General features: G+C 60.1%; 18 protein-coding genes and 1 pseudogene. 15 read left to right on the top strand and 4 right to left on the bottom strand.

The window, feature by feature from the left end; genetic code table 11:
* Positions 1-188: 188 nt before the first annotated feature.
* Complete coding sequence (locus tag SYN60AY4M2_RS08640) at positions 189-464, bottom strand: DUF4404 family protein (RefSeq protein WP_041438641.1); 276 nt, start codon at positions 462-464, stop codon at positions 189-191.
* Positions 465-844: 380 nt separating this feature from the next.
* Between SYN60AY4M2_RS08640 and SYN60AY4M2_RS08630 the strand changes: the two genes are divergently transcribed.
* The 6 genes from SYN60AY4M2_RS08630 (at position 845) to SYN60AY4M2_RS14235 (ending at position 6,822) form a co-directional block, all read left to right on the top strand.
* Complete coding sequence (locus SYN60AY4M2_RS08630) at positions 845-1,615, top strand: SIMPL domain-containing protein (RefSeq protein ID WP_240527312.1); 771 nt, start codon at positions 845-847, stop codon at positions 1,613-1,615.
* A gap of 320 nt (positions 1,616-1,935) precedes the next feature.
* Positions 1,936-3,168, top strand: coding sequence for a response regulator (locus tag SYN60AY4M2_RS08625; RefSeq protein ID WP_240527794.1), 1,233 nt, complete (start codon positions 1,936-1,938; stop codon positions 3,166-3,168).
* 67 nt (positions 3,169-3,235) lie between these two features.
* On the top strand, positions 3,236-3,739 hold the full coding sequence (locus SYN60AY4M2_RS08620; protein WP_011431503.1) for a hypothetical protein: 504 nt from the start codon (positions 3,236-3,238) through the stop codon (positions 3,737-3,739).
* Between the two features lie 35 nt (positions 3,740-3,774).
* The gene (locus tag SYN60AY4M2_RS08615; RefSeq protein ID WP_099812719.1) at positions 3,775-4,650 is read left to right on the top strand and encodes a shikimate dehydrogenase; all 876 of its coding nucleotides are present in this window, start codon (positions 3,775-3,777) and stop codon (positions 4,648-4,650) included.
* A gap of 285 nt (positions 4,651-4,935) precedes the next feature.
* Entirely contained in the window at positions 4,936-6,591 is a 1,656-nt protein-coding gene (locus SYN60AY4M2_RS08610) for a hypothetical protein (protein ID WP_240527793.1), read from the top strand.
* A gap of 15 nt (positions 6,592-6,606) precedes the next feature.
* The gene (locus SYN60AY4M2_RS14235; RefSeq protein WP_011431506.1) at positions 6,607-6,822 is read left to right on the top strand and encodes a hypothetical protein; all 216 of its coding nucleotides are present in this window, start codon (positions 6,607-6,609) and stop codon (positions 6,820-6,822) included.
* A gap of 206 nt (positions 6,823-7,028) precedes the next feature.
* Here the strand turns inward: SYN60AY4M2_RS14235 and argS are convergent, their stop codons facing one another.
* On the bottom strand, positions 7,029-8,825 hold the full coding sequence (argS, locus tag SYN60AY4M2_RS08600; protein WP_099813300.1) for an arginine--tRNA ligase: 1,797 nt from the start codon (positions 8,823-8,825) through the stop codon (positions 7,029-7,031).
* 433 nt (positions 8,826-9,258) lie between these two features.
* On the opposite strand from argS, the gene SYN60AY4M2_RS08595 reads away from it, so the two are divergent.
* The 3 genes from SYN60AY4M2_RS08595 to SYN60AY4M2_RS08585 all read left to right on the top strand — a co-directional run bounded on the left by SYN60AY4M2_RS08595 (position 9,259) and on the right by SYN60AY4M2_RS08585 (position 12,760).
* Complete coding sequence (locus SYN60AY4M2_RS08595; protein WP_240527792.1) at positions 9,259-10,173, top strand: ABC transporter substrate-binding protein; 915 nt, start codon at positions 9,259-9,261, stop codon at positions 10,171-10,173.
* A gap of 479 nt (positions 10,174-10,652) precedes the next feature.
* On the top strand, positions 10,653-11,504 hold the full coding sequence (locus SYN60AY4M2_RS08590; RefSeq protein WP_099812716.1) for an electron transfer flavoprotein subunit beta/FixA family protein: 852 nt from the start codon (positions 10,653-10,655) through the stop codon (positions 11,502-11,504).
* 137 nt (positions 11,505-11,641) lie between these two features.
* Positions 11,642-12,760, top strand: a complete 1,119-nt coding sequence (locus tag SYN60AY4M2_RS08585; protein WP_011431510.1) for an electron transfer flavoprotein subunit alpha/FixB family protein — start codon at positions 11,642-11,644, stop codon at positions 12,758-12,760.
* Between the two features lie 18 nt (positions 12,761-12,778).
* Here the strand turns inward: SYN60AY4M2_RS08585 and SYN60AY4M2_RS08580 are convergent, their stop codons facing one another.
* Positions 12,779-13,063: a YggT family protein gene (locus SYN60AY4M2_RS08580; protein WP_011431511.1), complete on the bottom strand. Its 285-nt coding sequence runs from the start codon at positions 13,061-13,063 to the stop codon at positions 12,779-12,781.
* A 289-nt stretch (positions 13,064-13,352) separates the two neighbouring features.
* Here SYN60AY4M2_RS08580 and SYN60AY4M2_RS08570 point away from each other — a divergent pair, with 289 nt between their 5' ends.
* From SYN60AY4M2_RS08570 to SYN60AY4M2_RS08545, 6 genes are all read left to right on the top strand, one after another.
* Entirely contained in the window at positions 13,353-14,495 is a 1,143-nt protein-coding gene (locus SYN60AY4M2_RS08570; protein WP_011431512.1) for a response regulator, read from the top strand.
* A 227-nt stretch (positions 14,496-14,722) separates the two neighbouring features.
* The gene (locus tag SYN60AY4M2_RS08565; RefSeq protein ID WP_011431513.1) at positions 14,723-15,109 is read left to right on the top strand and encodes a response regulator; all 387 of its coding nucleotides are present in this window, start codon (positions 14,723-14,725) and stop codon (positions 15,107-15,109) included.
* Positions 15,106-15,471, top strand: coding sequence for a response regulator (locus SYN60AY4M2_RS08560; RefSeq protein WP_011431514.1), 366 nt, complete (start codon positions 15,106-15,108; stop codon positions 15,469-15,471). The genes SYN60AY4M2_RS08565 and SYN60AY4M2_RS08560 overlap by 4 nt, the downstream gene beginning before the upstream one ends.
* Before the next feature lie 111 nt (positions 15,472-15,582).
* Positions 15,583-16,101, top strand: coding sequence for a chemotaxis protein CheW (locus SYN60AY4M2_RS08555; protein WP_041438647.1), 519 nt, complete (start codon positions 15,583-15,585; stop codon positions 16,099-16,101).
* A gap of 308 nt (positions 16,102-16,409) precedes the next feature.
* Positions 16,410-18,860: a methyl-accepting chemotaxis protein gene (locus SYN60AY4M2_RS08550; protein WP_011431516.1), complete on the top strand. Its 2,451-nt coding sequence runs from the start codon at positions 16,410-16,412 to the stop codon at positions 18,858-18,860.
* Between the two features lie 183 nt (positions 18,861-19,043).
* Complete coding sequence (locus SYN60AY4M2_RS08545) at positions 19,044-24,305, top strand: response regulator (RefSeq protein ID WP_011431517.1); 5,262 nt, start codon at positions 19,044-19,046, stop codon at positions 24,303-24,305.
* A 341-nt stretch (positions 24,306-24,646) separates the two neighbouring features.
* On the opposite strand, the pseudogene SYN60AY4M2_RS14445 reads toward SYN60AY4M2_RS08545, so the two are convergent.
* Positions 24,647-24,874, bottom strand: a pseudogene (locus SYN60AY4M2_RS14445) (RNA-guided endonuclease TnpB family protein); the annotation flags it as partial.

Below are 24,874 nucleotides of genomic sequence, written 5' to 3'. Positions count from 1 at the left end.
ATTTCCCGGCTGCGAGCGGCGTTTTGCTCGCTCAGCTCGGCGTGGCTTTCCCGAATGGCCTGGCGCAGCTCTTGGATCTCGCGGCTGTTAGCAGCAGTTTGCTCGGCTGCCTGAGCTAGGAGTTGTTCTACTCGATCTAAGCGGTCTTGGCCGTTCATTCTGAAACCCTTGGATACCCACCGCGGGAACTACAAACCCATTCCTGCCAATGTGTCAATCACCTGCTCCAGGATCAGCGTGAGGTTGGGGTGAGAGGTTTCAAACAGTGCCAGCGCTTCCCCAATGCGAGCTTTGCGCCCTGGGTTTTGTTGGCCCTTGGTTGGGGATCCCAGCTCTGCCAGCACGGCTTCCACCTCCTGGCGGATGGCGGCAATGTGCTGCCGCTGCCTTTCATCCAAGCCGGAGGTTTTTTGCAGCTCAACATCCAGATCGTGCAGCAGTTGTCGCAGTTTTGATTCGGCCATTCTCAAAAAGACCTTAACAAATCAATAAATCAAGTTTTGACCACGCTGACTCGATCATACGTCCTATGGGCAGGAGCGGAGATCGCTCTTTTGGGGGTGGCTGAGGCGGCAAAGGTTAACTTTTGCAGCCAGGGATCCCAACCTTGGAGCAACTCTCATTAGGATGGCCAGTAGCCTTGCTGTCTATCCCTATGTCTGAGCTGGCATTGGCCCTGCTGGGGGCAGCAGTTGCCGTTGCCCTGTTCCTAGGAATTAGACAGGGCCAGGGGCTGTTGCAGCGGTGGGCAGCAACGCAACGTCTGGGTGAGGCTAGGGCACTGGTGGCTGGGGCTTTTGTCCAGCCAGATGGAAGAGCGGTGGGAGTAAGTTGGGGATGAAGCATGGAAGGGAGCAAGGGCTGGAAAAAAGAGCAGTTGGGATTCTTGAAGGGAATGCCCTGGCTGGCTTTGGGACTGGCGCTGGTCTTATTGGTGTGGAATGGGCTTGGCAGCAATGGAGGAGCGATGGCCAGTCCCGGTGAAGGATCCCGAACTTTGACGGTAACCGGCCAGGGATCTGTTGCGGTGGAAACCTCCATTGCGGTAATCCGGCTGGGGGTGGTGCTCCAAGGGGAGACGGCGCAATCGGTACAGCAACAGGTGGCCGAGCGCTCGGAGCGGCTGGTGAACCGCCTCAAGGAGCTGCAGGTGAGCGCCCTGCAGACCACCGGCATTTCCCTCTATCCCCAATACGACTACCAGCAGAGCCCACCCCGCCTGAGCGGGGTACAGGGGCAGAACAGCTTGCAATTTGAGGTGCCCATAGCCCGAGCCGGACAAGTGCTGGATGAAGCCGTGGCCGCCGGAGCTACCCAGGTGGAATCAGTCAGCTTCCGGGCCGACGAGGCCACCTTGCTGCAGGCGCGCAGCCGTGCCTTAAGGCAGGCTGTAGAAGATGCCCAACGTCAAGCCAACGATGTGTTGAGGGCCTTGAACCTGAGCAGCCGTTCCGTGGAGCGCATCCAAATTCACAGCGAGGGCTACATCGCGCCGCCAGTTCCTCTGGCAGGCATGGGTGGAGCGGAGTATGCTCGCCTACAGGCAGCCTCCACGCCAGTGGAGGGAGGACAACAAACCGTGCGCGCCCAAGTCACGCTCGAGATTCGTTTCTAGGTTCCTGTGGCGGCCATGAAGTCGCGTCGAACCCTGCCTTCCCTCTCGCTGGGGCAGAGAAGGATTCCCCCTGGGAGAGGGAGGAACGCCTAGAAGCCTCTTCCTCGGGTTGGGAATGACTACGAAACTTCAAAAATCTCAAAAAAATAACCCGGCAAAGTTAGGTAGTGGCTGCCAATCCCTACGTCTAGAATGGCGATGGAAAACCATTGGAAAGTTTGCTTTCCCGGATTTCCTTCTCATCTGGCTTTGGCTTGCCCGTGGATCCCAATTTGGAGAGCGCTGCTGCCACTGGTACGTCTGAAGGCCCTCAGGCAAGCTTGGGCGCTAGCAAAGGCGAAGCCAGCAGCTTGCGGGCCCATGTGCTGATCGTGGATGACAGCTACATGGTGGCGGAAATGCTCTCTAATTTTCTCGGCAAGCAGGGCTGTAGTATTTCCTATGCCCTGGATGGCCTTTCTGCCCTAGAACAAATCCGCCGCCGAACTCCAGATCTCATCATTGCCGACTGGGTCATGCCCGCTCTCGACGGCCTAGAGCTGTGCCGGCAGTTGCGGCAAGCGCCCGAATATGCCTGGGTGTACTACATCCTCATGACCGCCCGCGAGGGCAACGACAACATGGAGCGAGCTTTAGAAGCCGGAGCCGACGAGTTTCTTTCTAAGCCTTTTCAGGCGGCGGAGCTGCTGACGCGGGTGCGGGCAGGGCTGCGCATTGTGGAGAGCCGCCGCCAGCAATATCTGCTCCAGACTGGACAAAAACAAGTCTCATCTCCTTCTGGCTCGGTTGCTTTGGGCAATCGGCAGGATCTGGTTACTCGCCTGCCGTTGCGGGTGGCCCAAGCCCGTGCCCAATTGGATCCCCTCAGTTTGTTTGTGCTGCGCTTGGCCAACCTCGCTGCTCTGGGGCAAGGACTGGAGGCCGGCGGTCGGGCTGCTCTTCTCAAGCTGTTTACGGATCGCTTGGCCCACAATTTGCGAGAGGGGGATGATCTCTTTTGCTACGACGAGGGCCAGTTTATCGTGGTGCTGCCGGGGAGCACTCTGGCCGCTGCCCAGATCGCTGCCGAGCGCTGCTGCCAGCGGTTGATCCAGGATCCCTTTGTGGTGAATGGGCAAGCGCTGCCGGTGCAGCTTCAATTTGGGGCGGCCACGCTCACAGATAAGGACGATCCCAAGGGGGTGGCCCTGTTGCGACGGGCTGCCCAAGCCCTGCGAGACAGCAAAAATGTCCACACCTCGGTGGTGACTGCTCCCCATCCCATCCTCGTTTCCGACCGTGTCAGGGGGACGGAGTCTTCAGAGCTGCTGAAATCTCTGCAACGTCTGGAACAAGAAAATGCCAACCTGCGCCAGGAGTTGGAAACTCACCTCCGGCAGCTCGAAGAGTTGCGGCAACAAAACCAAGAGCTAAGCCAAAGGGTTGGCAGGCTTGGATCTGAAACCTCTGCAGCGGGATCCCGCTCTCAGAGGCCCTTGTGGATCCGCCGGCGGAAACCGCGGCGTCGTCTAAAGCGTCAACTGGGCCGCGGAAAATGGCGACTGCGCCGGTAAGTCCGATCCCCAAAGTTTGCCATCAGGTTGGCTTGAGCAGAATGGGTGGGGGAGAGGTGTAACAGCGATGTTCAATTCTATTCAGGGCCGAGGAGCAGGATCCGCTACCTGGAAGTCAGCAAGAAGGTGGTTTCTCGACAACATCGAGCTGATCCTGACAGCGGTGGGGATAGGCGTAATCCTGCTCAGCGGTTGGGTGGCCAGCCGCAGCGCTCTTTCCGTAGCAATGGCAACGGCAGTCAGCGCCACCGTGGTGGGGGTTATCCACGGCATTCTGTTCTGGCTGTTGCGGCGGCGGCAGCGCCGAGTGCGGCAGGAGGCCATCGGTCAGATTCGCGAAATGCTGGAGGATCTGGGCAAAAACCGGCTGCAAACCATCAAGATGAGCCTGTACATGGTGCAGGCGCGCCAACCAGATCAAGAAGAGCGCACCCGCCAAAGCTTTGACCGCGCCTACCAAATTCTGGGAGAGATCAGCAACTTAATCGATCACATTTCCGAGGAATCCCTGGCCAGTTGGCGGCAGCGCTACCGGCAAACTCTAGATCGCGTGGAGTCGGAATCTCGATAGCCGAGACTCGCAGACAATTTGGAGTTGGGATTGGAGTGGACAGGCGGATTTCGGGAAGCACACAGTTGCTGGGCCTGATCGGGGATCCGGTGGCCCACAGCCTATCCCCGGCGATGCACAACGCCGCTCTGGCGGCCATGGGAGAAGACTACTGCTATGTGCCCTTTCCGGTGGCGGCAGAGCGCTTAGCGGTGGCGGTGGCCGGCCTGGCGGCCATCGGCGTGCGGGGGTTTAATGTCACCATTCCCCACAAGCAGGCGATTCTGCCTTTGCTCAGCCAGGTGGAAGCGCGGGCGGCAGCGGTGGGAGCGGTGAACACGGTCTACGCCCTGCCGGAGGGAGGCTGGGGCGGCACCAACACCGATATCGACGGCTTTGTCCAGCCTTTGCTGGGCCTGGAGAAAGGGATCCCCACCCTGATCCTGGGATCCGGCGGGGCGGCGCGGGCGGCCATCCAGGGCTGTTTGGAGCTGGGGCTGGGGCCAGTGCGGGTGGCCGGGCGATCCCCTGAGAAGTTACGTGCCTTGCAACAGACCTGGCCGCAGGTGGAGACGCTGAGCTGGGCAGAACTGGATCGCCACCTGGCTGAGACGCGGCTTTTGGTCAACACCACCCCCGTGGGCATGCATAAGCCGGGATCCCTTGCTGAGCTGTCTCCCCTCAGCTGGGAGCAACTGCGCCTTCTGCCCGCCGGCGCCACTGTCTATGACTTGGTCTATGTGCCGGATCCCACACCGCTGCTGCGCATGGCTGCTGAGCTGGGCCACACCCCTATTGGCGGCCTGGAAATGTTGATCCACCAGGGGGCCAAAGCCCTCTCCCTCTGGCTGGGGGGCAAGCCCGTGCCGGTAGAGGTGATGCGGCAGGCGGCCCGGCAGCAGTTGGCCCAGATCGGGGATCCCAACTCCTAGTTGTCCTCTTGGCTGAGTCTTGAATTCAAACAGAGCCGTATTTTTTGCTACAAAGATAGGCTCCTCACTCTGTTGAAATCGGTAAACGATCGAGCTTCCTGCAATGTTATTCTCCGCGCTGAGAAGCCCACAGTCGTGCGAGAAGTTTCAGGACAACGGGCTCGAAGTTAAATGAGCTTGATTGAGCTTGTTCGAGCGGGAACAATTGCTTTTGATTTGCCGATCTTTAGAGGAGAAAGAGGATAGGATTGAAGCCATTCTCAGTAGAGGTTGAGAGTGTCGGGAGTGCTGAGGCAACGGTGGAAAAAATACGGGATCCGTTGGCTGGGGGGCGTGCTCGGCGCGCTGATACTCCTGGGATCCGGGATCGCCGCCCAGGCCCAATTCCTCTGGCCCGGCCATTCCGGGTTGCAGGGTAGGGGGGAACAGAGGGGATCCCTCGACGCCTTCTGCCGGCAGCCGCCTGAGGAAGTGGCGCGCAAGGCCCAACTGCGCCAGCGGGCCGCCCAGTCAGATGCCGCCCGAGCTGAATACAACCAAGTTTTGGCAGAACATCGCGCTGCCTTGATCGCCTGCCGTAGCCGCCGTTGGCCGCAAATCCAAGCCATTTGGGTGCGCTTGCATCCCTGCGATGCCAATCCGGGCGTGTTGGATCAGGTGTTTGACCAGGTGGTGAACCTGGGCTACAACCGCGTCTTTATCGAGACGTTTTACGATGGCCGCTCCATTTTGCCAGATGGTGGGGGCGGGATCTGGCCCAGCCTACAGCCCAACGCCGATTTGTTGGATTTGGCCCTCAAGGCGGCGCGACGGCGAGGGCTTTCGGCTTATGCCTGGGTGTTTTCCCTCAATTTTGGCTACAGCTACGGACAGCGACCGGATCGTCAGGCAGTCTTGGCCCGCAACGGCCGTGGCCTCACCACCGTCTTGGATCCGGCAACGGCCCTTCTGGAAGATTTGGGCAGCCCGGATGAGGTGTTTGTGGATCCCTTCCATCCCGTGGCGCGCCGGGATTTTGCCGAGCTGATCCGCCGCATCCTGCAGCGGCAGCCGGATGGGATCCTCTTCGACTACATTCGCTATCCCCGCGGCTCTGGGGGATCCAGCCTGGCAGCCACCGTCCGGGATCTCTGGATCCATGGGGAGGCGGCCCGGCAAGCCTACCTGGATTTGGCAGAAAACGCGGCAGGCCGAGCCTTGCTGGAGCGTTACCTCAGCCAGGGCTACGTGACAGTGGCGGATGTGCTCCACCTGGACGCCACCTATGGCGAAGAGCCCAAGTGGCGTCAGCCAGGGGATCCCAGGCCCAGCGCAAGCGGGGAGCGGCCGCTTTCTCCAGAGCTATGGGACGGGATGGCCCAAGGCAGAGCAGGCGGGAACGAAGATCTACATTCAAGCCTTGCAAACGAGGATTCCCAGCCGTCGGCGAATCCCACCCCCTCTCCGACACCCAGCGCCGCTTTCCGACAGGAGCGCTGGCAGCAGCAGCTCTGGCAGCTCAGCGTCGAGTTTGCCCGCTACGGGATCCTCGATTACCTACGGCAAGCTGCCCAACCGGCCCAAAGCCTTGGGATCCCGAGCGGAGCCGTCTTTTTCCCCGATGGCAATCAGGCGGTGGGAGAAGGGTTTGACGCTCGTCTCCAGCCCTGGGATCGCTTCGATCCCGGCATGGAGTGGCACCCAATGGCCTATGCCAAGTGCGAGGATGGCTCCTGTGTGGCGCAGCAGGTGGAGCAGGTCTTGGCCGTGGCCTCTCCCCAAACCTTTGTCTGCCCGGCCATTGCCGGCCTGTGGGGACAAGCGCAGCGAAAACGCCCCAGCCTGGAAGCCCAAATGGCAGAGCTGGCCCGCCGCTTCCCGCAGTTGCCCTGTGTGAGTCACTTTGCCCTCTCTTGGATCGAGCCGGAGCTGGAACGCAGCCGTCGCACTTGTCAACTCTGATGCCCATCTCAATCTATGAGCGCCGAACAATTCGAGCTGATTAACCGCTTGTTTCAACTCACGTTTCAAATCGGGGATCGCTTGGGATGTGAGTCTTCGGATCCTGCTCAGTTATTGCTGACCAGCCAACCTAGCCTGGAAGCAAGCCATCTATATTTCCCTTCCGATTACGTTTATGAGGCTCTGGATCCCGAAGTGTGGGCCAATCATGTGCTGAGGTGCCAGCTTTAGCCCAGATGGCCGATATTTTGCAACCTTACCTTTTCACCGGTGGCATCTATCGCCAAGACGAGGTTTCGTGGTGGATTTGCGCTTTTTGGATGGCTCAAGAGAGGCTAGGAACCAACGTGCTCTTGCGCGCCCACAGAGTCGAAACTTAGGCAGTTGATCCCCAAGTTCCCTCTCGTATTGAGATGGGGATCGGTGTTACTTAAAATCTACATCGACTCCGGCGCGCTCAGGCCGAGAATGCCGGTAAGCACGTTAAACAAAACCTGTCGCGTGGCCTGCACCAATTGAATGCGGGCTTGAGCCAAGAGGGGATCCTCTTTCAAAAGGGGCAAAATGCGGCAGTTGTCATAAAACTTGTTGAAATCGGCGGCAATCGCCTCGGCATAGCGGATGATCTTGTGGGGGGCGCGCTCTTCGGCAGCGGCGATCAGCTCATCGGGCAGGGCCAACAGGCGCAGCAACAGGGCCCGCTCTTCGGGTTCTTGGTAGGGCAGTTTTTGTTGCTCTGTCAAGGTAACTTTGTTAGTTAGCTCCACTTTTTCTTCTTCCTGAAGCCGCCGCAGCAGGGTACAGCAGCGGGCATGGCTGTAGTGGACATAGACCACCGGGTTATCGAAAGTTTGCTTGACGGCCAAATCCAAATCGAAGTTGATGGGGCTGTCCATGCTGCTGCTGAGCAAAAACCAGCGGGCCGCATCCACCCCAACGCCAATTTCGGGATCGTCGATGAGATCGTTTAAGGAGACAAAATTGCCGGTGCGCTTGGACATGCGCACTTCGGTTTTCTCGCCGGTTTCCGGGTCGGTTTTGAACAATTTGACAAATTGTCCAATCAGGATCTCCAGCTTGACATCCGGGCTGAAGGCGCCCACCGCCGCATGCAAGCGACCGATATAGCCGTGGTGATCCGAGCCGAGGATGTTGATGAGCCGTTGATAGCCCCGCCGCACTTTGTCGCGGTGGTAGGCAATGTCGGCGGCCAGGTAGGTAAAGGAGCCATCCGCCTTCTGCACCACCCGATCCTTGTCGTCGCCAAACTCTTGGGTTTTGAAATAGACGGCCTCTTCCGCTCCCGGCTTGGGATCCTCACCCCGGGGAGCCTTGGCCCTGTAGAGAAAGCCGCGTTCTTCCAGCTCCTGTAAAGTCTGTTGGATGGCGCTCAGGCCCGTCTCGGGATCCGGGGTGTGCAGGCGGCGTTCGCTGAACCAGTGATCGAACTCGGTGCGCAATTGCTGGAGAGTTTGCTTCTGCCAGGCCAGCATTTCCCCGTAGGCCAAATCAATATATTCCTCCAAGGTGGTGGGCAGAGGGCGGATCCCGGCTTTCACCTGCTCCAAGAGACGTTGGGCCATCTCGATCAAGTAGGTGCCGTGATAGGCATCTTCCGGCAAAGCGATGTCTTCCCCCTGCAGTTGCCGCACCCGCACCTCGAGGGACTGGCCCAGGAGCCGCATTTGGTTGCCGGCATCGTTGATGTAAAACTCCCGCTCCACCTGGTGCCCCGTCCAGCGCAGCAGGTTGGCCAACGTAGAGCCAACGGCAGCCCAGCGCCCATGGCCGACGTGCAAAGGCCCCGTCGGGTTGGCGGAGACAAACTCCAGCAGAATGCGCTCGGGATGGGGGGTGGCTGTTTTGCCGAAGTTTTCTCCCAGATGTAGCAGCTCTTGCAAGCGCTTGGCCAAAAAGGGATCCCCTAGCCGGAAGTTGAGATACCCTCCTCCCGCCACCTGAGTTTCGATGTCCGGCAGATCCAGATGGCTCTGCAGGGTTTGGGCAATCTGTGTCGGTGCCATGCGACAGGCTTTGGCCATGCCCAGGGGGGTGGGACAGGCGTAATCGCCGTAGCGAGGGTCGCTGGGGATCTGGATCACGGGGGCAATGGCTGCGGCTTGTGGGGGAGCCAGGGATCCCAGTTGGCCTGCTTCTGCTGCCTGTCGAATGGCCTCAGATACAGCACCGGCGAGAAAGCGAACCAGGGAGGTGGAAGGGGATTGGATGGCCATGGTTGAAGAGGGATACACGTGAGTTAAGAGCAATGGCGATCGGGATCCCTAGCAGGAGCACTATCATACCGGCAACGAACCGGCCATGACCAAGGCAGAGTTCTCACCTTGGCTAAAAGGGGATCCCCCAGCAGGTAAAGGTATCCTCAAATACAGAAGTTTGACTCCGCCTTGCTAAGTTGGTTGCTTATAGTCTTCACTCCATTGTTTGCCGCATTCCCGTTTGCGGATCCCTACTGAGCCAGGTGCTGTGGAGCATATAGATATGTCCATCCCGAAATCGTCGCGTCGTCAATTCCTTCAATCTGCTGCTGCGGCTGCCTCTTGGGTTGCCGTTGGAGGGCTAAAGGCGAGGGCTCAGAGCCGCGGGCCGCTTCTGGTTTCCCAGGGACTGACGCCCCTGAAGTTTACCCTCTCTTGGTTGCCCTCTTCGATGGATACCCCCCTTGTAACGGCGATCTTGAAGGGCTACTTCGCCGAAGAGGGGCTGGAGGTCACCTACGAGCGCGGCTATGGCTCCGCCGATTCCATCACCAAGATTGCCGCTGGCCAGTACGACCTGGGGGAAGGGGATCCCTACTCCATGATCGAGTTCAATGCCAAAAATCCGGACGTGCCCTTGGTAGCGATCTATGTCCACTTCAATCGCTCTCCCTTTGGCATCTACACCTTGAAAGATAAGGGCATTGGGGAGCCGGCCCAACTGGCGGGCAAGAAGCTAGGAGCACCGGCAGGGGATGCGCCGCGTCGGCTCTGGCCGGTCTTTGCCAAGCAAGTCGGCATCGATCCGGGCTCGGTGGAGTGGGTAACTATGGAGCCGCAGTTGCGCGAACCTTTCCTCATCCAAGGTCGGGTGGATGCCATCAGCGGCTTTATGACCTCAGCCATGCCCAATCTGGTGCGGGGCGGCGTCAGCTTGGAGGACATCACGGCTTTCCTTTACAACGACTATGGCCTTGAGCTGTATGGCAATGCCGTCATCACCCGTGTGCAATTGCTGCGTGAGAAGCCTGAGCAATTCAAAGCTTTCTTGCGGGCCTATGTCAAGGGTTGGCAAGACACTATTCGTGATACCGATGGCAATATGTTGGCCCTTCTGGACAAAGCCAAAGCCGAGGGACAAGTGCTGGATACGGCAATTGAGAAATTGCGCCTTACCCTGGCAATGCCGCGCCTGTTTGTTACCGATGAGGTGCGACAAATTGGTTTGGGGGATGTAGTGCCCGCGCGTATGGAAACCTCGATTGCTCAGGTGGTGGATGGCTTTGGCTTGCCCACTAAGCCCTCTCTAGAGCAAGTGTTTGATGGAAGTCTGCTCCCACCCAAGTCTGAGCGGATGATTGGATAATCTGGGTTAGGCCAGCAACGATTTTGAAGCCTCTGTCTATTGGCTTGCCGGTGCAGGCCAACTTGTCCTGCTTGCTGGGAGGCTATTTCTGGCTGCAGGTGCGGTCTGCGTCCTTATTGGATCCCTCATCCGCGAAGTATCCCCAAAGCTTTTCATGGCAGGGATCCCAGGCTGCTCCTGAAAGAGGCCGACGGGAGACCTGTTCGCGTTAGTGGATGGGAGACCGGAAGCGGCATGGAGCAGTAGGGGAGTGTCTCGAACTTTGTTTAGGGTTACCCAAGAACGCCGTAAGGCCCCTGCCTTTGGGCATGGGGAGCATGTCAATGAAATCAAACCTGAGAAACAGATGTATTGGGAAGAGTAGCTTAGGAGTGCTTGAAGTCGAGATAGCTTTTCCGATCCCGAAAAAAAGCTGAATAAGTTTGTGGTGCTCAGGGATCCCTTTTAACCTGGAGGGGATCACTAGGGAGTTTAGGCCCTTGGAAACTTTTGTTCTGATTAAGCAAGTTCCCGATCAAAACGCCAAGGCCGGCATCAACAGTGACGGCACGATCGATCGCGCCAAGGCCAAGCGGATGTTAAACCCTTTTGATCGCTATGCACTGGAAGCAGCTCTGCAAACCAAACGGCAACACGGGGCGAGAGTAACAGCAATTACAATGGGGCCACCCCCGGCCATTGAGGTGCTCTACGAGGCCATTGCCCACGGGGTGGATCGGGGTATTTTGATGACCGACCGCCGCTTGGCCGCTTCCGATACCCTAGCCACTGCCTATACTCTGGCCCAGACGGTTCGCTATGCTGGCCGGCCCGATGTGATCTTCTGCGGGCTCCAGACCACCGACGGCGATACGGCCCAGGTGGGGCCGCAGTTGGCGGAGCGGTTGGGGATCCCTCAGGTCACCTATTGCGAAGCCTTCGAGATTCGGGATGGGATCCTGGTGGCGCGGCGGGCCATCGAAGGGGGATCCCAAATCGTGATGGTGCCTCTGCCGGCCTTGGTCACGGTAGCCAATTCGGCGCGGCGTCTGGCCTATCCTACCCTGCGCGGTGTGCAGCGGGTGCAGCGGCTGATGCGGGATGAGGCGGCGCGGGCCGAGGCCATCCAGATCCTCAACCTGGACGATGTGGGGGCCGATCCAAAGCGCTGCGGCCTCCAGGGATCCCCGACCATCGTGGCCGCCACCGAAAAAGTAGGGGAAATCGGCGGCAACTGTCAGATCTTTCAAGGGCAGCCCGTGCCGCAACTGGTGAAGGAATTGGCTCAGGCACTTGACTTGAGCCTCTACCTGGCTACCCCAGAGGCTTTACCCTCTTTCCCCTTCCGCTAACTCCACCCTCTAAACCCATTCCTTAACTTCTCAGTTGCAGCCTGCCCAAAGGTGAGTTATCGCTAAGTTGCGGAAATCTGTATAGGAATTGACCAAACTTCCCAGCCTTTCTACTTTGATGAGGAGTCGTAAGCTCTATGGAGCACAAGCGGGTGTTGATCTTCGCCGAGCAGATCAAGGGTGAGTTGCAGCCCATCGGCCTGGAGCTGTTGGGAGCGGGGCGACGGCTGGCCGATAAGCTGGAAGCCACCCTGAGCGCCCTTGTCCTCGGGCACAACATCGCTCACCTGCCCCCAATCCTGATCGGCCATGGGGCGGATCAGGTCTTCGTTGCCGACCACCCCGAGCTGGCCGAATACCGCACCCTGCCCTACCGCCGCGTTATCCTGGACTTGATCAAAAGCTGGCCCCAGCCGCCCCACACCATCCTGCTGGGATCCACCACCACCGGTCGGGACTTGGCCCCCCGTCTGGCCGCCCACCTGGAAACCGGCCTGACCGCCGACTGCACCGAGCTCGACATCGGCCCCTTCGAGTACAGCAACAGCAAAGATCCCGGCAAGTCTGGCTTCTTCCCCGACTGCCTGTACGCCATTCGGCCCAGCTTTGGCGAGTCCCTCAAGGCCCGCATCCTCGGCCCCTGGAAAAACCCGCAGATGGCCACCGTGCGCCCCGGGGTGATGCAGCCGCTTCCCTGGGACGGATCCCGCCAAGGAGAAGTGATCCCGGTGCCGGTTAACTTGGAGCCGGAGGATCTCAAGCTGCAAATTGTGGAAACGGTGCGCAACCTCTCCCAGGCCGTCGATCTGACGCGGGCCAAAGTGATCGTTGCTGGCGGCTACGGGCTGGGATCGGCAGACGGCTTTGAGCTGATGCGCGAGCTGGCCGCCTGTTTCCCCAACAGCGCCGTCGGCTCCTCCCGCAAGGCTGTGGATGCCGGCTGGATCCCCTATGCCCACCAGGTGGGGCAAACTGGCAAGACCGTCCGCCCCCAGCTCTACATCGCCTGTGGTATCTCCGGGGCCATCCAACACCGCGTCGGCATGGACAAGTCCCAGACCATCATCGCCATCAACAAAGACAGCTCTGCCCCCATCTTCAAATTTGCCCACTACGGCATCGTGGGGGATCTCTACCAGGTGGTGCCCGAACTGATCCGGCAACTGCAGCAGATGCAGGAGAAAACCCAGGCGGACTCTCCTGCCCGGCCTTCGCCAACCCCCGCCCTGCAGATCCCTATCTTGCAGGGCCGCTAATCCTCCTGGGAAAGCACTTTAGTGCAGGGCCATGGTCAACAATCCCTGCTGTCCCAGCAACACCTCCCGCAACAGGGTAACCAGGCCCACCCACACTACAGGCGCCATGTCCACCCCCCCCAGGGGCGGGATCAGGCGGCGTGTCGGGCGCAGCAAAAACTCCGTCAGGCCGACCACTGGCGAATAGGGCAGCCGAGAGGTATCCAGTTGCGGATACCAGGATAAGAAGATGCGCAGCACAAACAGAACGGTGTAGAGCGCCAGCAGCGGGCCCAGCACCCAAGTGGTGAAAATCGGCAGCATTGCTTTTGCAACAATTGAGTTTCAGGGGAGGTTCTTCACCTATTCTGCTCCAAGGAAAGCCGCCTGTGCAGATCCATCGGCTTGCCTTCAAACCAGAAGTTAGTCCTTTGGTCGCTGAAAAGGGATCCCTGGATCCGCTTCTGGCCAGTTCCAACCTAAAAGCCCGAGGAACCCAGAAATCTTCAGGATTCAAAGTGGGTTATTTCCCCAAAAAGCTCCCCTTGTGGGATGGCAGCAAGAAGGCTAGCGTCATAATGGTCATATCTTGCTGACTGCAGGCAGGGATCCCATGCAGGGAAGATTACAAGAGATCGATATCCGAAGCATCCTTCAATTGATCGAGTTGGGCCAGCGCACCGGTGAGCTTTTCGTAGAGGCCAGACCCTCCATCTACTGGTTTGTCTTTTTCTTGAACGGGCGAATCATCTACGCCTCTGAAACCGAAGGCCACATCGCCCGCCTCAAAGACTACCTGCGCCGCTTCAAGCTGGAAGCCGCCCTAGACGAAGTTCAGATCCCTCCCAAAGCTGCGGTCAATGCCCCCGAATACAACCGCCTCTGGTCTTTGCTGGAAAACCACAAGCTCAACCCCAGCCAAGGCAAGCAAATCCTGCTGGGCATGGTGCGGGAAGTCCTCTTCGACCTGCTCAGCCTCCACCAGGGCTCCTTCATTTTCGAGGCTGGATCCCCCTTGGCCCCCCAACTGACCACCTTTCCTGTCACCCCTCTGCTCGCCGAGATGGTCACCCAGGTGCAGGAGTGGAAAAAGCTGCACCCCTACATCCAAGACCCCAACCAAGCCCCCACCATCGTCAACCCCCTGCCCCTCCAGCAAACCCTGCCCGCCCCCGTCTTCAAGGCGCTGAGCGAGTGGTCGGACGGCAAAACCAGCATTCGCCAAATGGGTCGCTACCTGGGCCGAGACACCCTGGTGGTAGCCAAAGCCATCTATCCCTATGTTCGTCAAGGGGCGATCCACCTCTCCGATCCCGTCCTGATCATCGAGCCCCAGCGCACTCGTCCCCTCAAACCCAGCGACAAGCCCGCCCACATCCTCTGCATCGACGACTCCATGGCCATCCAAAAAACCGTGGAGTTCATCTTGCAAAACGAGGGCTACCAGGTCACCACCATCGGCAACCCCCTCAAAGCCCTGGGACAGGTGTTTCTCCTCAACCCCGACATGATCCTCTGCGATGTGGCCATGCCCAAGTTGGATGGGTACGAGCTGTGCGCCATGTTGCGCAAATCCAGCCAGTTCCGCGAAACCCCCATGATCATGCTCACCGGCAAGGACGGCTTCACCGACCGGCTCAAGGCCCGCATGGCCGGGGCCAACGAGTTTCTGAGCAAGCCCTTTTCTGAGAGGGAATTGTTGACCGTCGTCGAATCTTATGTGGGCCCACCTCCCAAGCGGGGCGGTGGCGAATAAGCGGGGGGCCAGCCGAAATCCCTAAAAAATGTCGAGATTCGAGCCAAGCAAGCAGAGTACTGCAGAATACTGGACAGAAGAGGAACTTCACCAAACAATAGGAGGTAGCCCAACCAGCCTGGGGCTGCAAGGCCAGATGCAGCCAAAAGCGCTGAAAGACAGGATCCCACTTCAGGTAGCCGCCAGGGTTGACCGGACACGCGAAACACAGCAGGGGCGAGATGACCATGAGCAAAGTACTGGTGGTGGATGATAACCGTACCTATCTGGAGGCCATTTCCAGCCTGCTCTCCGAGAGCGGGTTGGAAGTCTCCACAGCCATGGACGGTGTGGAGGCGATGGACATCATTCGTCAGCAGAAGCCTGACGTGGTGGTGCTGGACATCGTCATGCCTGGCATGAACGGCTACGAAGTGTGCCGGGAAGTGAAGAAAGATGAAAGCACCAAGCACATCCGCATCGTCGTGTGTTCCACCAAAGATCAAGTCTTTGATATCGAGTGGGCCAAGCGCAATCAAGCCGATGCCTATGTAACCAAACCTTTCAAGCCTCAAGAGCTATTGGCTACTATCAAACAGCAGTTGCGGGAGATCAAGGAGACCAGCCAAAAATGAGTCGCGTTCTGGTGGTGGAAGACAGCCAATCCCAGCGGGAGATGATCGGCAAGTTGCTGCAGGAAAACGGCTTCGAGGTGATGACGGTGGAAGATGGCGTGGAAGCCGTAGAGGCGGTGAAGCAAAACAAGCCCGACCTGATCGTGCTGGACATCGTCATGCCGCGGATGAATGGCTACGAAGTGTGCCGTCTCCTCAAGGCCGATCCGCTCACCCAAAAAACCCCGATTGTCATGTGTTCTTCCAAAGGCGAAGAGTTCGACCGCTACTGGGGGCTCCGCCAGGGAGCAGATGCCTATATTGCCAAGCCTTTCCAGCCGCAGGAACTGGTGGGTACGATTAAGCAATTGCTGAGAGGCTAGGAACCGCCCATCCCGCCTCTATGCCTGCTGGCAGAGCCCAAAGGGGTTCCATGCCCTGGACAAGGGAGCGGCGGCCACCCCTCCACAAGACCATCGATACGGGGGAGCGTCATGCTAGGGGATCTGGATCTGTTGATGGGGGATGAGACCCAAGAATTGCAGGAAATGGAGGCTCCCGAAGGTGAGCTATTCCTGAAATTCAAGGTCGCCACCGGAGAAGAATTTGCCCTGCCGGCAGTATCGGTTGTAGAGGTGATGAGCATCGGCCCTGAGAAAATTACCCCCATGCCGAATGTCGCGCCAGTTCTGCTGGGCACTCTGAACTTGCGGGGCGAAATTATCTGGGTTGCGGATCTGGGGCAGTTTTTGGGGATCAGCCCGCCCCTCAACCTCGACCGCGCCGAGCTCCCTGTGGTGGCCGTGATGGATCAACCGGATTTGCTGATGGGCCTGGCTGTGGATTTAATTGTGGGCATGGAGTGGCTGAAGACGGAAGCGGTGCGGCCTGTTCTCGTGGCTCCTGAGTCGATAGCTCCCTTCTTGCGAGGGGAATGGGTGGTGCCCGCGACGGGAGCCCGCTTGCCGCTGCTGGATCAGTCAGCCATCCTGAGATCCGACCGTTGGGGTTGAGGAATGGCTAGCCGCAAGTTCGGCAGAAATGCGGAAATTCCAAAGCCATTCACAATGGAAAGAATGGAGCCGATCTTGTTCCCTAGAGATTGGCGCCCGGCCACCCGGCGAGTGTGGCCGTGCTGCCCCAATGGTCTGTGGAAAGAGGGCAAGAGCCCATTCTTTTTGGGAGCAAAGCAGCCAGTTGGGAGAGGTAACCTATCTGTAGCTTAACAATCTAAAGGGTTTAGGCGGGTTGGTGTTGGGGGAGTTCTGGGCATTTGGGTTGAAGTAGCAACAGAGGTAGCCAAGCAGGGAAGGGAGGATCCATGGTTTCGAGCGCAAACAATCAGAGAGACTTTACCGAGGCAATGGTCGCCTTTTGGCAGGGAGACTACGTCGAGGCAGTGCGGTTGTTCAACCAGGTAGCCGCTGCTCAGCCGCAGGATACTGCTGTCAAGTTGCTGCTGGCCTCGGCCCAGAAGCAAGCGGGGCAGTTGCTGGAAGCCCGCCATACCTACGATACCATCCTCAAGACGGCCAGCGATCCTGAGGAGCTGGAGTCGGCCCGCAGGGGCCTGGAGGAGCTGCTCCAGATGGCGCCGGAGCTGGCGGATGTTCCCTCTCCGGCGCAGGAAGACAAGCTCCAACCTCAAGGGGAGTTCCCACCTCAACCGGAGGAGGCGGATCCCTTTCCCCAGTTTGAGTTTGAGGCGATGAGGGAACAGGAGGCCGACCCCTTTGCTCAGGATCTCTTCTCGATGCGAAGCGACAGCTTTGCCGCCGATGAGATGACTTTTGGCGAGGAAGAAAGCTTTGCGGATCCTTTTGAGACAAGGCTAGAAATGGAGCCTGCGGATCCGTTTGCCTCCTCTCACCCGCTGCCCGCCAACCCTCAGGTAACGCCGCCAGCGGTTCCGGGAGAGACCGCTTTGCGAGCGGGCAGGGAGCAGCCTCAAACAGACCCAGTGGTCGATGACGATTTTGCCTTCCTTAGCGAGTTCGACCGGCAGCACCTGCAGGATCTAGACAGTGATTCTATTACGCAGTTGGCTGGCGACGCGGCTTTTCCCGAGGAGATGGGCTTCTCCCTACCCACTTTTGGGGAAGAGGAGGTGGGATCCCTGGATGAGGGCCTGCCGACGGAATTGGCCACCCCCATGAGCGAGCCGATCCCTGCCCCCGAAGAAGACACGGCCGGTCCTGGCCCTGCTCTTTTCGAGCTCAACGAGCTGGACAGTCTGGATCGCGAACTGGCCGGCATGGAGGGCGGCGAGGTGCCGGTCTTCTCTCCCGATGAGGGGGAGACGCAGGAGGCGGGCGGAACGGCTCGCAGCTCGCCTACAATCTCGATGCCCCTCCCAGGGGGCCAGGGAGCGGGGATGTTCGCTGGGATCGCCAACCGCCCGCTTGCCGATCGGCAGTTGGCCACAGCGCTGATCCAAGGAGCCGTGAGTTTGGCTGCCGGGTTGGCCATTGGCCTGGGGATCCCCGCCAATGGGGGAGCTCGCTTGCTTGCCGGGGTCATCGGGGGTGGAGTGATCGGCACGGGAGCCGGGGTTGTGCTGGGGGCCAGCAGTGCCAAACACATTCGCTCCACCGCTCAAGAGCTGGCCAGCCACTTTGCCGCCTTGGCCCAGGGGAATTACTCCGTCAGAGCAGAGGCGAGAGGGGATGACGAGTTGGGCCGCTTGGCCAACAGCTTTAACCAAATGGCTGCCGCCCTGGAGGCCCATTTTGCCGATCTGAGCCAGCGAGCTGCCGAGCAGGGACAGGCCAAGGAGGACTTACAACGCCAGGTCATTCGCCTGCTGGACGACGTCGAGGGGGCAGCCCGCGGGGACTTAACGGTGCGGGCGGAGGTCACTGCCGATGTGCTCGGCGCCGTCGCCGACTCTTTCAACCTGACCATTCGCAGCTTGCGGGACATCGTTGTCCAAGTGAAGCGGGCCGCCGCTGCCGTCAACGATGCGGCTTTGCAGAGCGAGAACTTTGCCCGCAGCCTCTCTGCCGATGCCTTGCGCCAGGCGGAGGAGATTTCCAACTCCCTCAACTCCATTCAGGAGATGACGGAATCAATTCAAGAGGTAGCCAGCAACGCCCGCGAGGCGGCCAACGTAACTGCTCAAGCCACGGAAGCAGCCGCCCGCGGCGGAGAAGCAGTGGATCGCACGGTGGCCAGCATCCTGGAAATTCGGGAAATGGCAGCAGAGACGACCCGCAAGGTGAAACGCTTGGCAGAATCCTCCCAAGAAATCTCCAAGATCGTGGCCTTGATTTCTCAAATTGCTTCGCGCACCAACCTGCTCGCCCTCAACGCCAGTATTGAGGCCGCCCGGGCAGGCGAGGCGGGACGGGGCTTTGCCATCGTGGCCGACGAGGTGCGACAACTGGCCGACCGGGCCGCCAAAGCCTCGAAGGAGATCGAGCAGATTGTGCTGCAGATCCAGTCGGAGACCAGCAACGTGATGACGGCCATGGAGGAGGGCACGCAGGTGGTGATCCAGGGGACGCGGCGGGCTGAGCAGGCCAAAAGCAGCCTAGACGAGATCATCGAGGTCAGCCGGCGGATCGATGGGCTGGTGCGGGCTATTTCTCAGGCTACCGTGCAGCAAACAGAAACCTCTCGCGCCGTGGCCCAGGTAATGCAATCAGTGGAGCTGACTGCCAACGAGACGTCCGAAGAGGCGCAGAAGGTAGCCAGCTCGCTGCAACAGTTGGTGAGCATCGCTCGCGAGCTGCAAGCTTCTGTCGGTCGCTTCCGGGTGGGGGATGAATGAGCAAATCTGCTCGGTTGGCGGGCATCCTAGGGACAAGCAAGGATCCCGATGGGAAGTTGCCGCACTTCAGGGACATCGGGATCCCTCTGTCCCAAGACAGAATCCGGGCATGGGAGAGCTTCCCCTGTCCGATCTGCTACTACTGATATGAGTACCTGTGGGCTGTAGGAGGAACCTCCTGCCATGAATGAAGAAGCACAAAAGCGGATCCTCGGTTATTTTATCGAAGAAGCCCGCGACCACTTGGCAACGATCGAGCAAGGGCTCCTCAGCCTGCGGGACAGCGTGAGCGATCCTGAGCTGATCAACGAGTTGTTCCGAGCTGCCCACTCCATCAAAGGCGGAGCGGCCATGCTGGCCCTCGCCAGCATTCAGCGGACTGCCCACCGCCTAGAGGATTTCTTCAACGTGTTTCGCTCTCGCCCGGGCGAAGTGCCGGTGGATCAGCACTTGGAGACGCTGCTGCTGCGAGTTTTTGATGGGTTGGCGGCGTTGTTGGACGAGCTGCAGAGCCCTCGCGGTCTCACCCAGGAGTTCAGCAACGCGACGCTGGCGGAACTGGAGCCGGTTTTTCAGGAGACTGAAAACTACATTCAGAGCCTTCTCGGCGCTGGCCCTGTCGCTAGCTCTGCTCCGGCTGCCCCCCCGCCGCCGGCGGCCCGCACCCTACAACAAGAGATGGCGGAAGTGGTGCCGCAGCAATTGCGGCAGATGTTGGAGCTGTTCAAGCGAGGGGATCAGCCGGGCATTCGCGAGCAGTTGCGGGAGGCAAATGCCGTTCTCAAGCAGATCGGGCAAGCCCATCATCTGGCGGGCTGGCAGCAGCTCACAGAAACCTTCGAGCAAGCCCTGGGCAACCCCGACGCCGATCTGCGAACGTTGGCGTTGGTCGCCCTGCGAGACTTGAAGCAGGGGCAGCAGCTTATCTTGGCGGGCAGGGCCGAAGAGGTGACGGCCTCGGCGGAATTGCAGCAATTGGCTCGCCCGGCGGCTCCCGCTCCGCCGCCGGATCCTTTGGAGGTGGTGGTTCACCAGCAGATCCCGGCCCTGTTGCGCCAGATGCTGGAGCTGTTCAAGCGTCCTGACGACCCGGCAACGCGGCCTGCCCTGCAAAGCTTGGCCCAATCGCTCCAGCAGGTGGGACAGGCCGAAGGTGTGGATCTGGGCGGCTGGACGGCCCTAGCCCGCCTGATTGGCGAGATCCTGGCAGATCCTGCCCAGGATTTGCGGCAACTGGCTCTGCCGGTTCTGAGAGATTTGAAACAGGCTCACCAAGCTCTGGCCAGCGGAGCAGCGCAGACCATCCAGCCCTCCGCTGAGTTGTTGGCCTTCCGCCCTGTGCTGCCGGCCCTTGAGGAGCCAGAGCCGCTCTTCCTCGAACCCGAGAGCACGCCTGCCCCAGCGGACTGGGCCGCTGCTGGGATCCCGGCAGAAGAATCCTCTGCCCCTGATGGGAGCCAAGAAGAACCTGAACCAGGAGAGGCGATCCCCGTCGAAGCAACCCTGCAAGCGGAGGAGGCGGCCTGGGATCTGCTGGCCGAACAGCCGCCGTCCACTTTGGAGATGGACAGCGTTCTGGCGGGCGAGGAGGGCCCAGGGCTGAGCTGGCCGGAGATGTCCACCGAGGCTTTGCCAGAGGAAGACTGGCAAGCAGCCGCCGACCTTGCCCAAGAGGGCGTCGCCGCGCCGGAAGAAGCCGCAGCAGCCCGCGGCTGGCTCCAGGATAGGCTGAGCTTTGGCTCAGGCGATTTCGACGCCCCTCCTTTGAGCCTGGAAGCAGAAGCCTCCGCCGCCTTTGACGAGCTGTTTGCCAACGCAGAGCAGCTATCCGATATTGAAGAGCCGCCGCCGGAGCTGATCCCTCCTTCCCCCGAGCCTTTTTCGCAGGCGCTTGAGGAGCTGAGCCCAGAAGAGGGGGGAGCGGAAACGGATTTGGCGGAGCTGTTTGCCGAAGTAATGGGCGAAGCGGCGGCAGAGCTGTCACCTGTCGAGCCTGCCGAGCTGACAGGAGCCGAGGAAACCAGCCAGGCCATCTGGGATGTCCCCGCCCAGGAGCGGGCGGCCCAAGTCGCTGCGGAAAGCCCCGAGGAAGCCTCGGCTGCAGACGAAGCTGCAAGTGTCGGAGTGGAAGCCTTGTTCGAGCTCGAGGAGCTGGCAGTAGAGAGCTCTCCTCTGCAGGAGCTGTCTCAGTTGCCTGACTTTGGGGCTGCTCCCGACAGCGGGCCGGAAGCGGATCTTTGGGCAGAGGAGCCGTCTCCGTCCCTCCAGCCTGGGGATGGGGAGGCGGCCGCAGACTTGTGGGCTGAGTTCCCCGCCGACATCTGGCCGGGGGACTTTTCTGTCCCCGATGAGACGGGATCCCTGACATCTTTGGACTCTGCGGCTGAAGGCGGCCTGGAGAGCCTTGTCTCGGCGGCGGATCAGGCCTGGTGGAGCCCAGAAGAAGCAGGCGAACCTTCCCCCTCTTTCGAGGTGGCTTCTCAACCCTCTTCTGACCTTGCCGACTCTGCCGCAGTCGAGCAACTGGAAGACCTTTTCGCCGAAGAATCTTCGCCCGGCGAACCTGCCGCTGCGGCGGAGAGCTTCTTGGCCCCTTCCGACGAGTCGACGGCGGCGGAAACCCCGGACTTGGGGGCCGAGCTGAGCCTAGCCGATCTCTTCGCCGGGGAGACGCTGGAGGATGCCCCGGGCACGGGGGATGCGGCACAGGCCCAGGACTGGGCTCTTTTGGAGAACCTCTTCCCGGTTCAGGAAGAAGCTCTCTATCCTGAGGGCCAGCCCGCGGAGGCCTTCGACCGCCTCGAGGCTCTATTTGCCGAGGAGCCCGCTACCGAAGCACTGAGCTTAGAAACCAGCGGATCCCTCTCGGCCATGGATGGCGAGGTGGATTTGGATGAGTTGAGCCGGTTCTTTGCAGAAGGGGAGGCCGCCCAGGAAGCGATCCCCTCAGATCTGGCCACTTTCCTGGGCGAGGCAGAGGCTTTGCAAGGGAGCAGTCTGGAGGGAGTGACTCTGCCTGAGCCAGAACCACTTGTAGCTGCAGCAGAGCAAGGCGGAGCTTCCCAGCCAGCAGAGGACGATCTGGCCAGCCAACTGGAAAGCCTGTTCGCGGAGGATGAGCTCTTGGCTGCCCAGAGCGCGACTGTTTCCCCAGATGAGACACAGCCTTTGGAGGAAGAAGCGCCGGAAGCCTCTCCTGCCCCAAGTTTGGACGATTTGGCCGCCCTTTTCGATGCCGCCGAACCAGCGGTGCCGCCTGAGCTAGAGGAGGTCATCGCTCCCATTGTGGGATCCCCTACAGCCGTGAGCGGCGAGGTCGCCGACGATTTCGCAGCCCAACTGGAATCCCTCCTAGGCGATCTCGAGGTCGCCCCCCAAGTCTCTGCAGCAGCGCCGGCGCCTTCTCCGCCCGCTGTCGCCGCCCCAGCAACAGCCGCCCCCACGGCACCGGCTACCCCAACAGCACCGACCACACGGCGATCTGCCCTCAGCAATCCTGTAATGCGGGTGGAGGTGCGCCACCTCGACTCCATCAACAACTTGGTGGGAGAGCTGGTGGTCATCCGCAACAGCATGGAGCAAAACCAAACTCGCCTGCGCCAGTTTCTGGATGGCCTATTGGGCCGGGTGCAACAGCTAGGGGAGCTGGGCCAGCGCATGCGGGATCAGTACGACCGCTCGTTGCTGGAAGCGGCGCTGTTCTCCAGCCGCAGCAGCGCGGCAACGGTGGGGTTTGGTCGGAACGGCGAGGAATCCCCTCGGGGACGGGTGGGTCATTCCATAGGCCAAGAGTTCGACAAGTTGGAGATGGATCAGTTTACGGCCTTCCACACGCTGGCCCAGGAGATCATTGAGCTCATCGTGCGGGTGCGCGAGTCTTCTTCCGACATCGAGTTTGCGGTGGACGAGGCAGAGCAGATCACCCGCCAATTCCGCCAGGTCACCACCCAACTGCAAGAAGGCCTGAACCGGGCGCGCATGGTGCCCTTCTCGCAAATTGCCGACCGGCTGCCCCGCGCCGTCCGTGACCTCTCCATCAAAACGGGCAAACAGGCCAGCCTGGTGGTGGAAGGCCGCGACACCCTCATCGACAAGGCCATCCTGGAAGAGCTTTCCGACCCGATGACCCACCTGGTGAACAATGCCCTGGTGCACGGGATCGAGCCCCCTGAGGAGCGGCGCCGCTTGGGCAAGCCCCCTGAAGGCAAGATCACCGTCAAAGCTTTCTACCAGGGCAACCAGACAATCATCGTCGTCGCCGACGACGGTGCCGGCATCCCGGTGGAGAAAATCAAGGCCAAGGCGCAAAGGCTGGGGCTGCTGTCAGAGCAGGCAACCGAAGAAGAAGTGTTCAACGTCCTCTTCCACCCCGGCTTTAGCGTTCGCGAGGCCAGCGAGGTGGACGATCTGGCCGGGCGGGGGGTTGGCTTGGACGTGGTGCGCCGCAACATCACCGATCTGCGCGGCAGCATCCAAGTGGATTCCGTGCGCGGCAAGGGCACCACCTTCACCATCCGCCTGCCGCTTACCCTGAGCATTTCCAAGGCAATGGTGTGTGTCAGCGACAAAGCCCTGATCGCCTTCCCCCTCGACGGTGTGGAGGAGATGCTGGATGTTCCCGTCGACGAGGTGCAGCCGGATGAACAGGGGCGGCCCTCCATTCCCTGGCGGGATCAACGCCTTCCCTTCCAGCCCCTCTCGAATCTGTTGTCCTACAGCCGCAGCCACAGCCGCAGCCGCTCAGAGGTCTACAGCATCGCCCAAGAGGAGGGCATCCTGCCCATCGTCGTCCTGCAAAGTGCCGGCCAGTACGTTGCCCTGCAGGTGGACAGCTTTGTGGAAGAGCAGGAAATCGTGATCAAGCAATTGCGCGGGCCTGTGCCCAAACCACCTGGCATTTCTGGGGCAACGGTGCTGGGCAATGGTCGCGTGCTGCCAATTGCTGACGTCCTTGAACTGGTAGATATGGCCCAAGGCCGCCGTCGCGATCTCAGCCGCCTCTGGGCGGAGCGTCGCGCTGCGGAGCCACGTGCCGAGGAAACCCATCAAACCACGGTGCTCATTGTGGACGACTCGATTGCAGTGCGGGAACTGCTCTCCATGTCCTTTCAAAAGGTGGGCTACCGGGTGGAGCAAGCCCGCGATGGCCAGGACGCCTGGGAAAAGCTTCGCGGTGGCTTGCGCTGCGATCTCATCTTTTGCGACATCGAGATGCCGCGCATGGACGGCTTGGAGTTGCTCTCCCGCATACGGGCAGACAGCAACCTCAGGCATATTCCAGTAGCTATGCTCACCTCACGGGGGGCAGAACGGCACCGGCAGACAGCCCGCGAGCTGGGAGCCACTGCCTACTTCACCAAGCCCTACTTGGAGGAAGAGCTGTTCAGCGCTGCCGCTCGCATGTTGCAAGGGGAGCAGTTGTTGGCACCCAACCCCACTTCCTGAACTGGCGACGCCAGGGGCGCCCAGATGGAGGCACCAAGCTAAGGGATCCCACTCTGGCGCCAGGATCGCCAAAGGGTTTGACTCCAGAGGGGGCTGGAAGGCGTAGGATATTGACCTGTTGTCCTCGGAGAGAAGTGGCGATGCGCCTGACTGTCTGTGCTCTCATCCTGGCTGGTGGGTTTGTCCTGGGCAATCCCTGGCTTGCCAGGGAGCTGGGGCTAGAGGCAACTGCTCATGAGAACAAGGGGGGGCTCTCAATCCAGAGAGCTCATCGGCTAGGCCTAGGCCCTGCCGACGAATCCTTCGAACTGCGGTTTCTGGATGCGATGATCCTGATACATTTACGCTGAACACTGCTGAGCATTACTGCTCAGCGGTGAAGCGATAGCATTCTGTCCGTTTCCGTTGTCACTACGCGATGCTGACGCGACCGCGTTAGTGGGACGGAGTCCAAACAGAAAGGCGGTATCCCGCAAAGCCCTGAGCATAACGCCCAGAGCGCCTTGCCAATCTCGTGGTAGCCTATGGTTGCACTTTGGGCATCTAAACACCTTTGCGCCACCCAACTT

Source organism: Synechococcus sp. 60AY4M2, from assembly GCF_002760375.1.
Taxonomy (GTDB): domain Bacteria; phylum Cyanobacteriota; class Cyanobacteriia; order Thermostichales; family Thermostichaceae; genus Thermostichus.
Note: the sequence above shows the minus strand (reverse complement) of the source record. Positions and strands in the feature narration are given on the sequence as shown.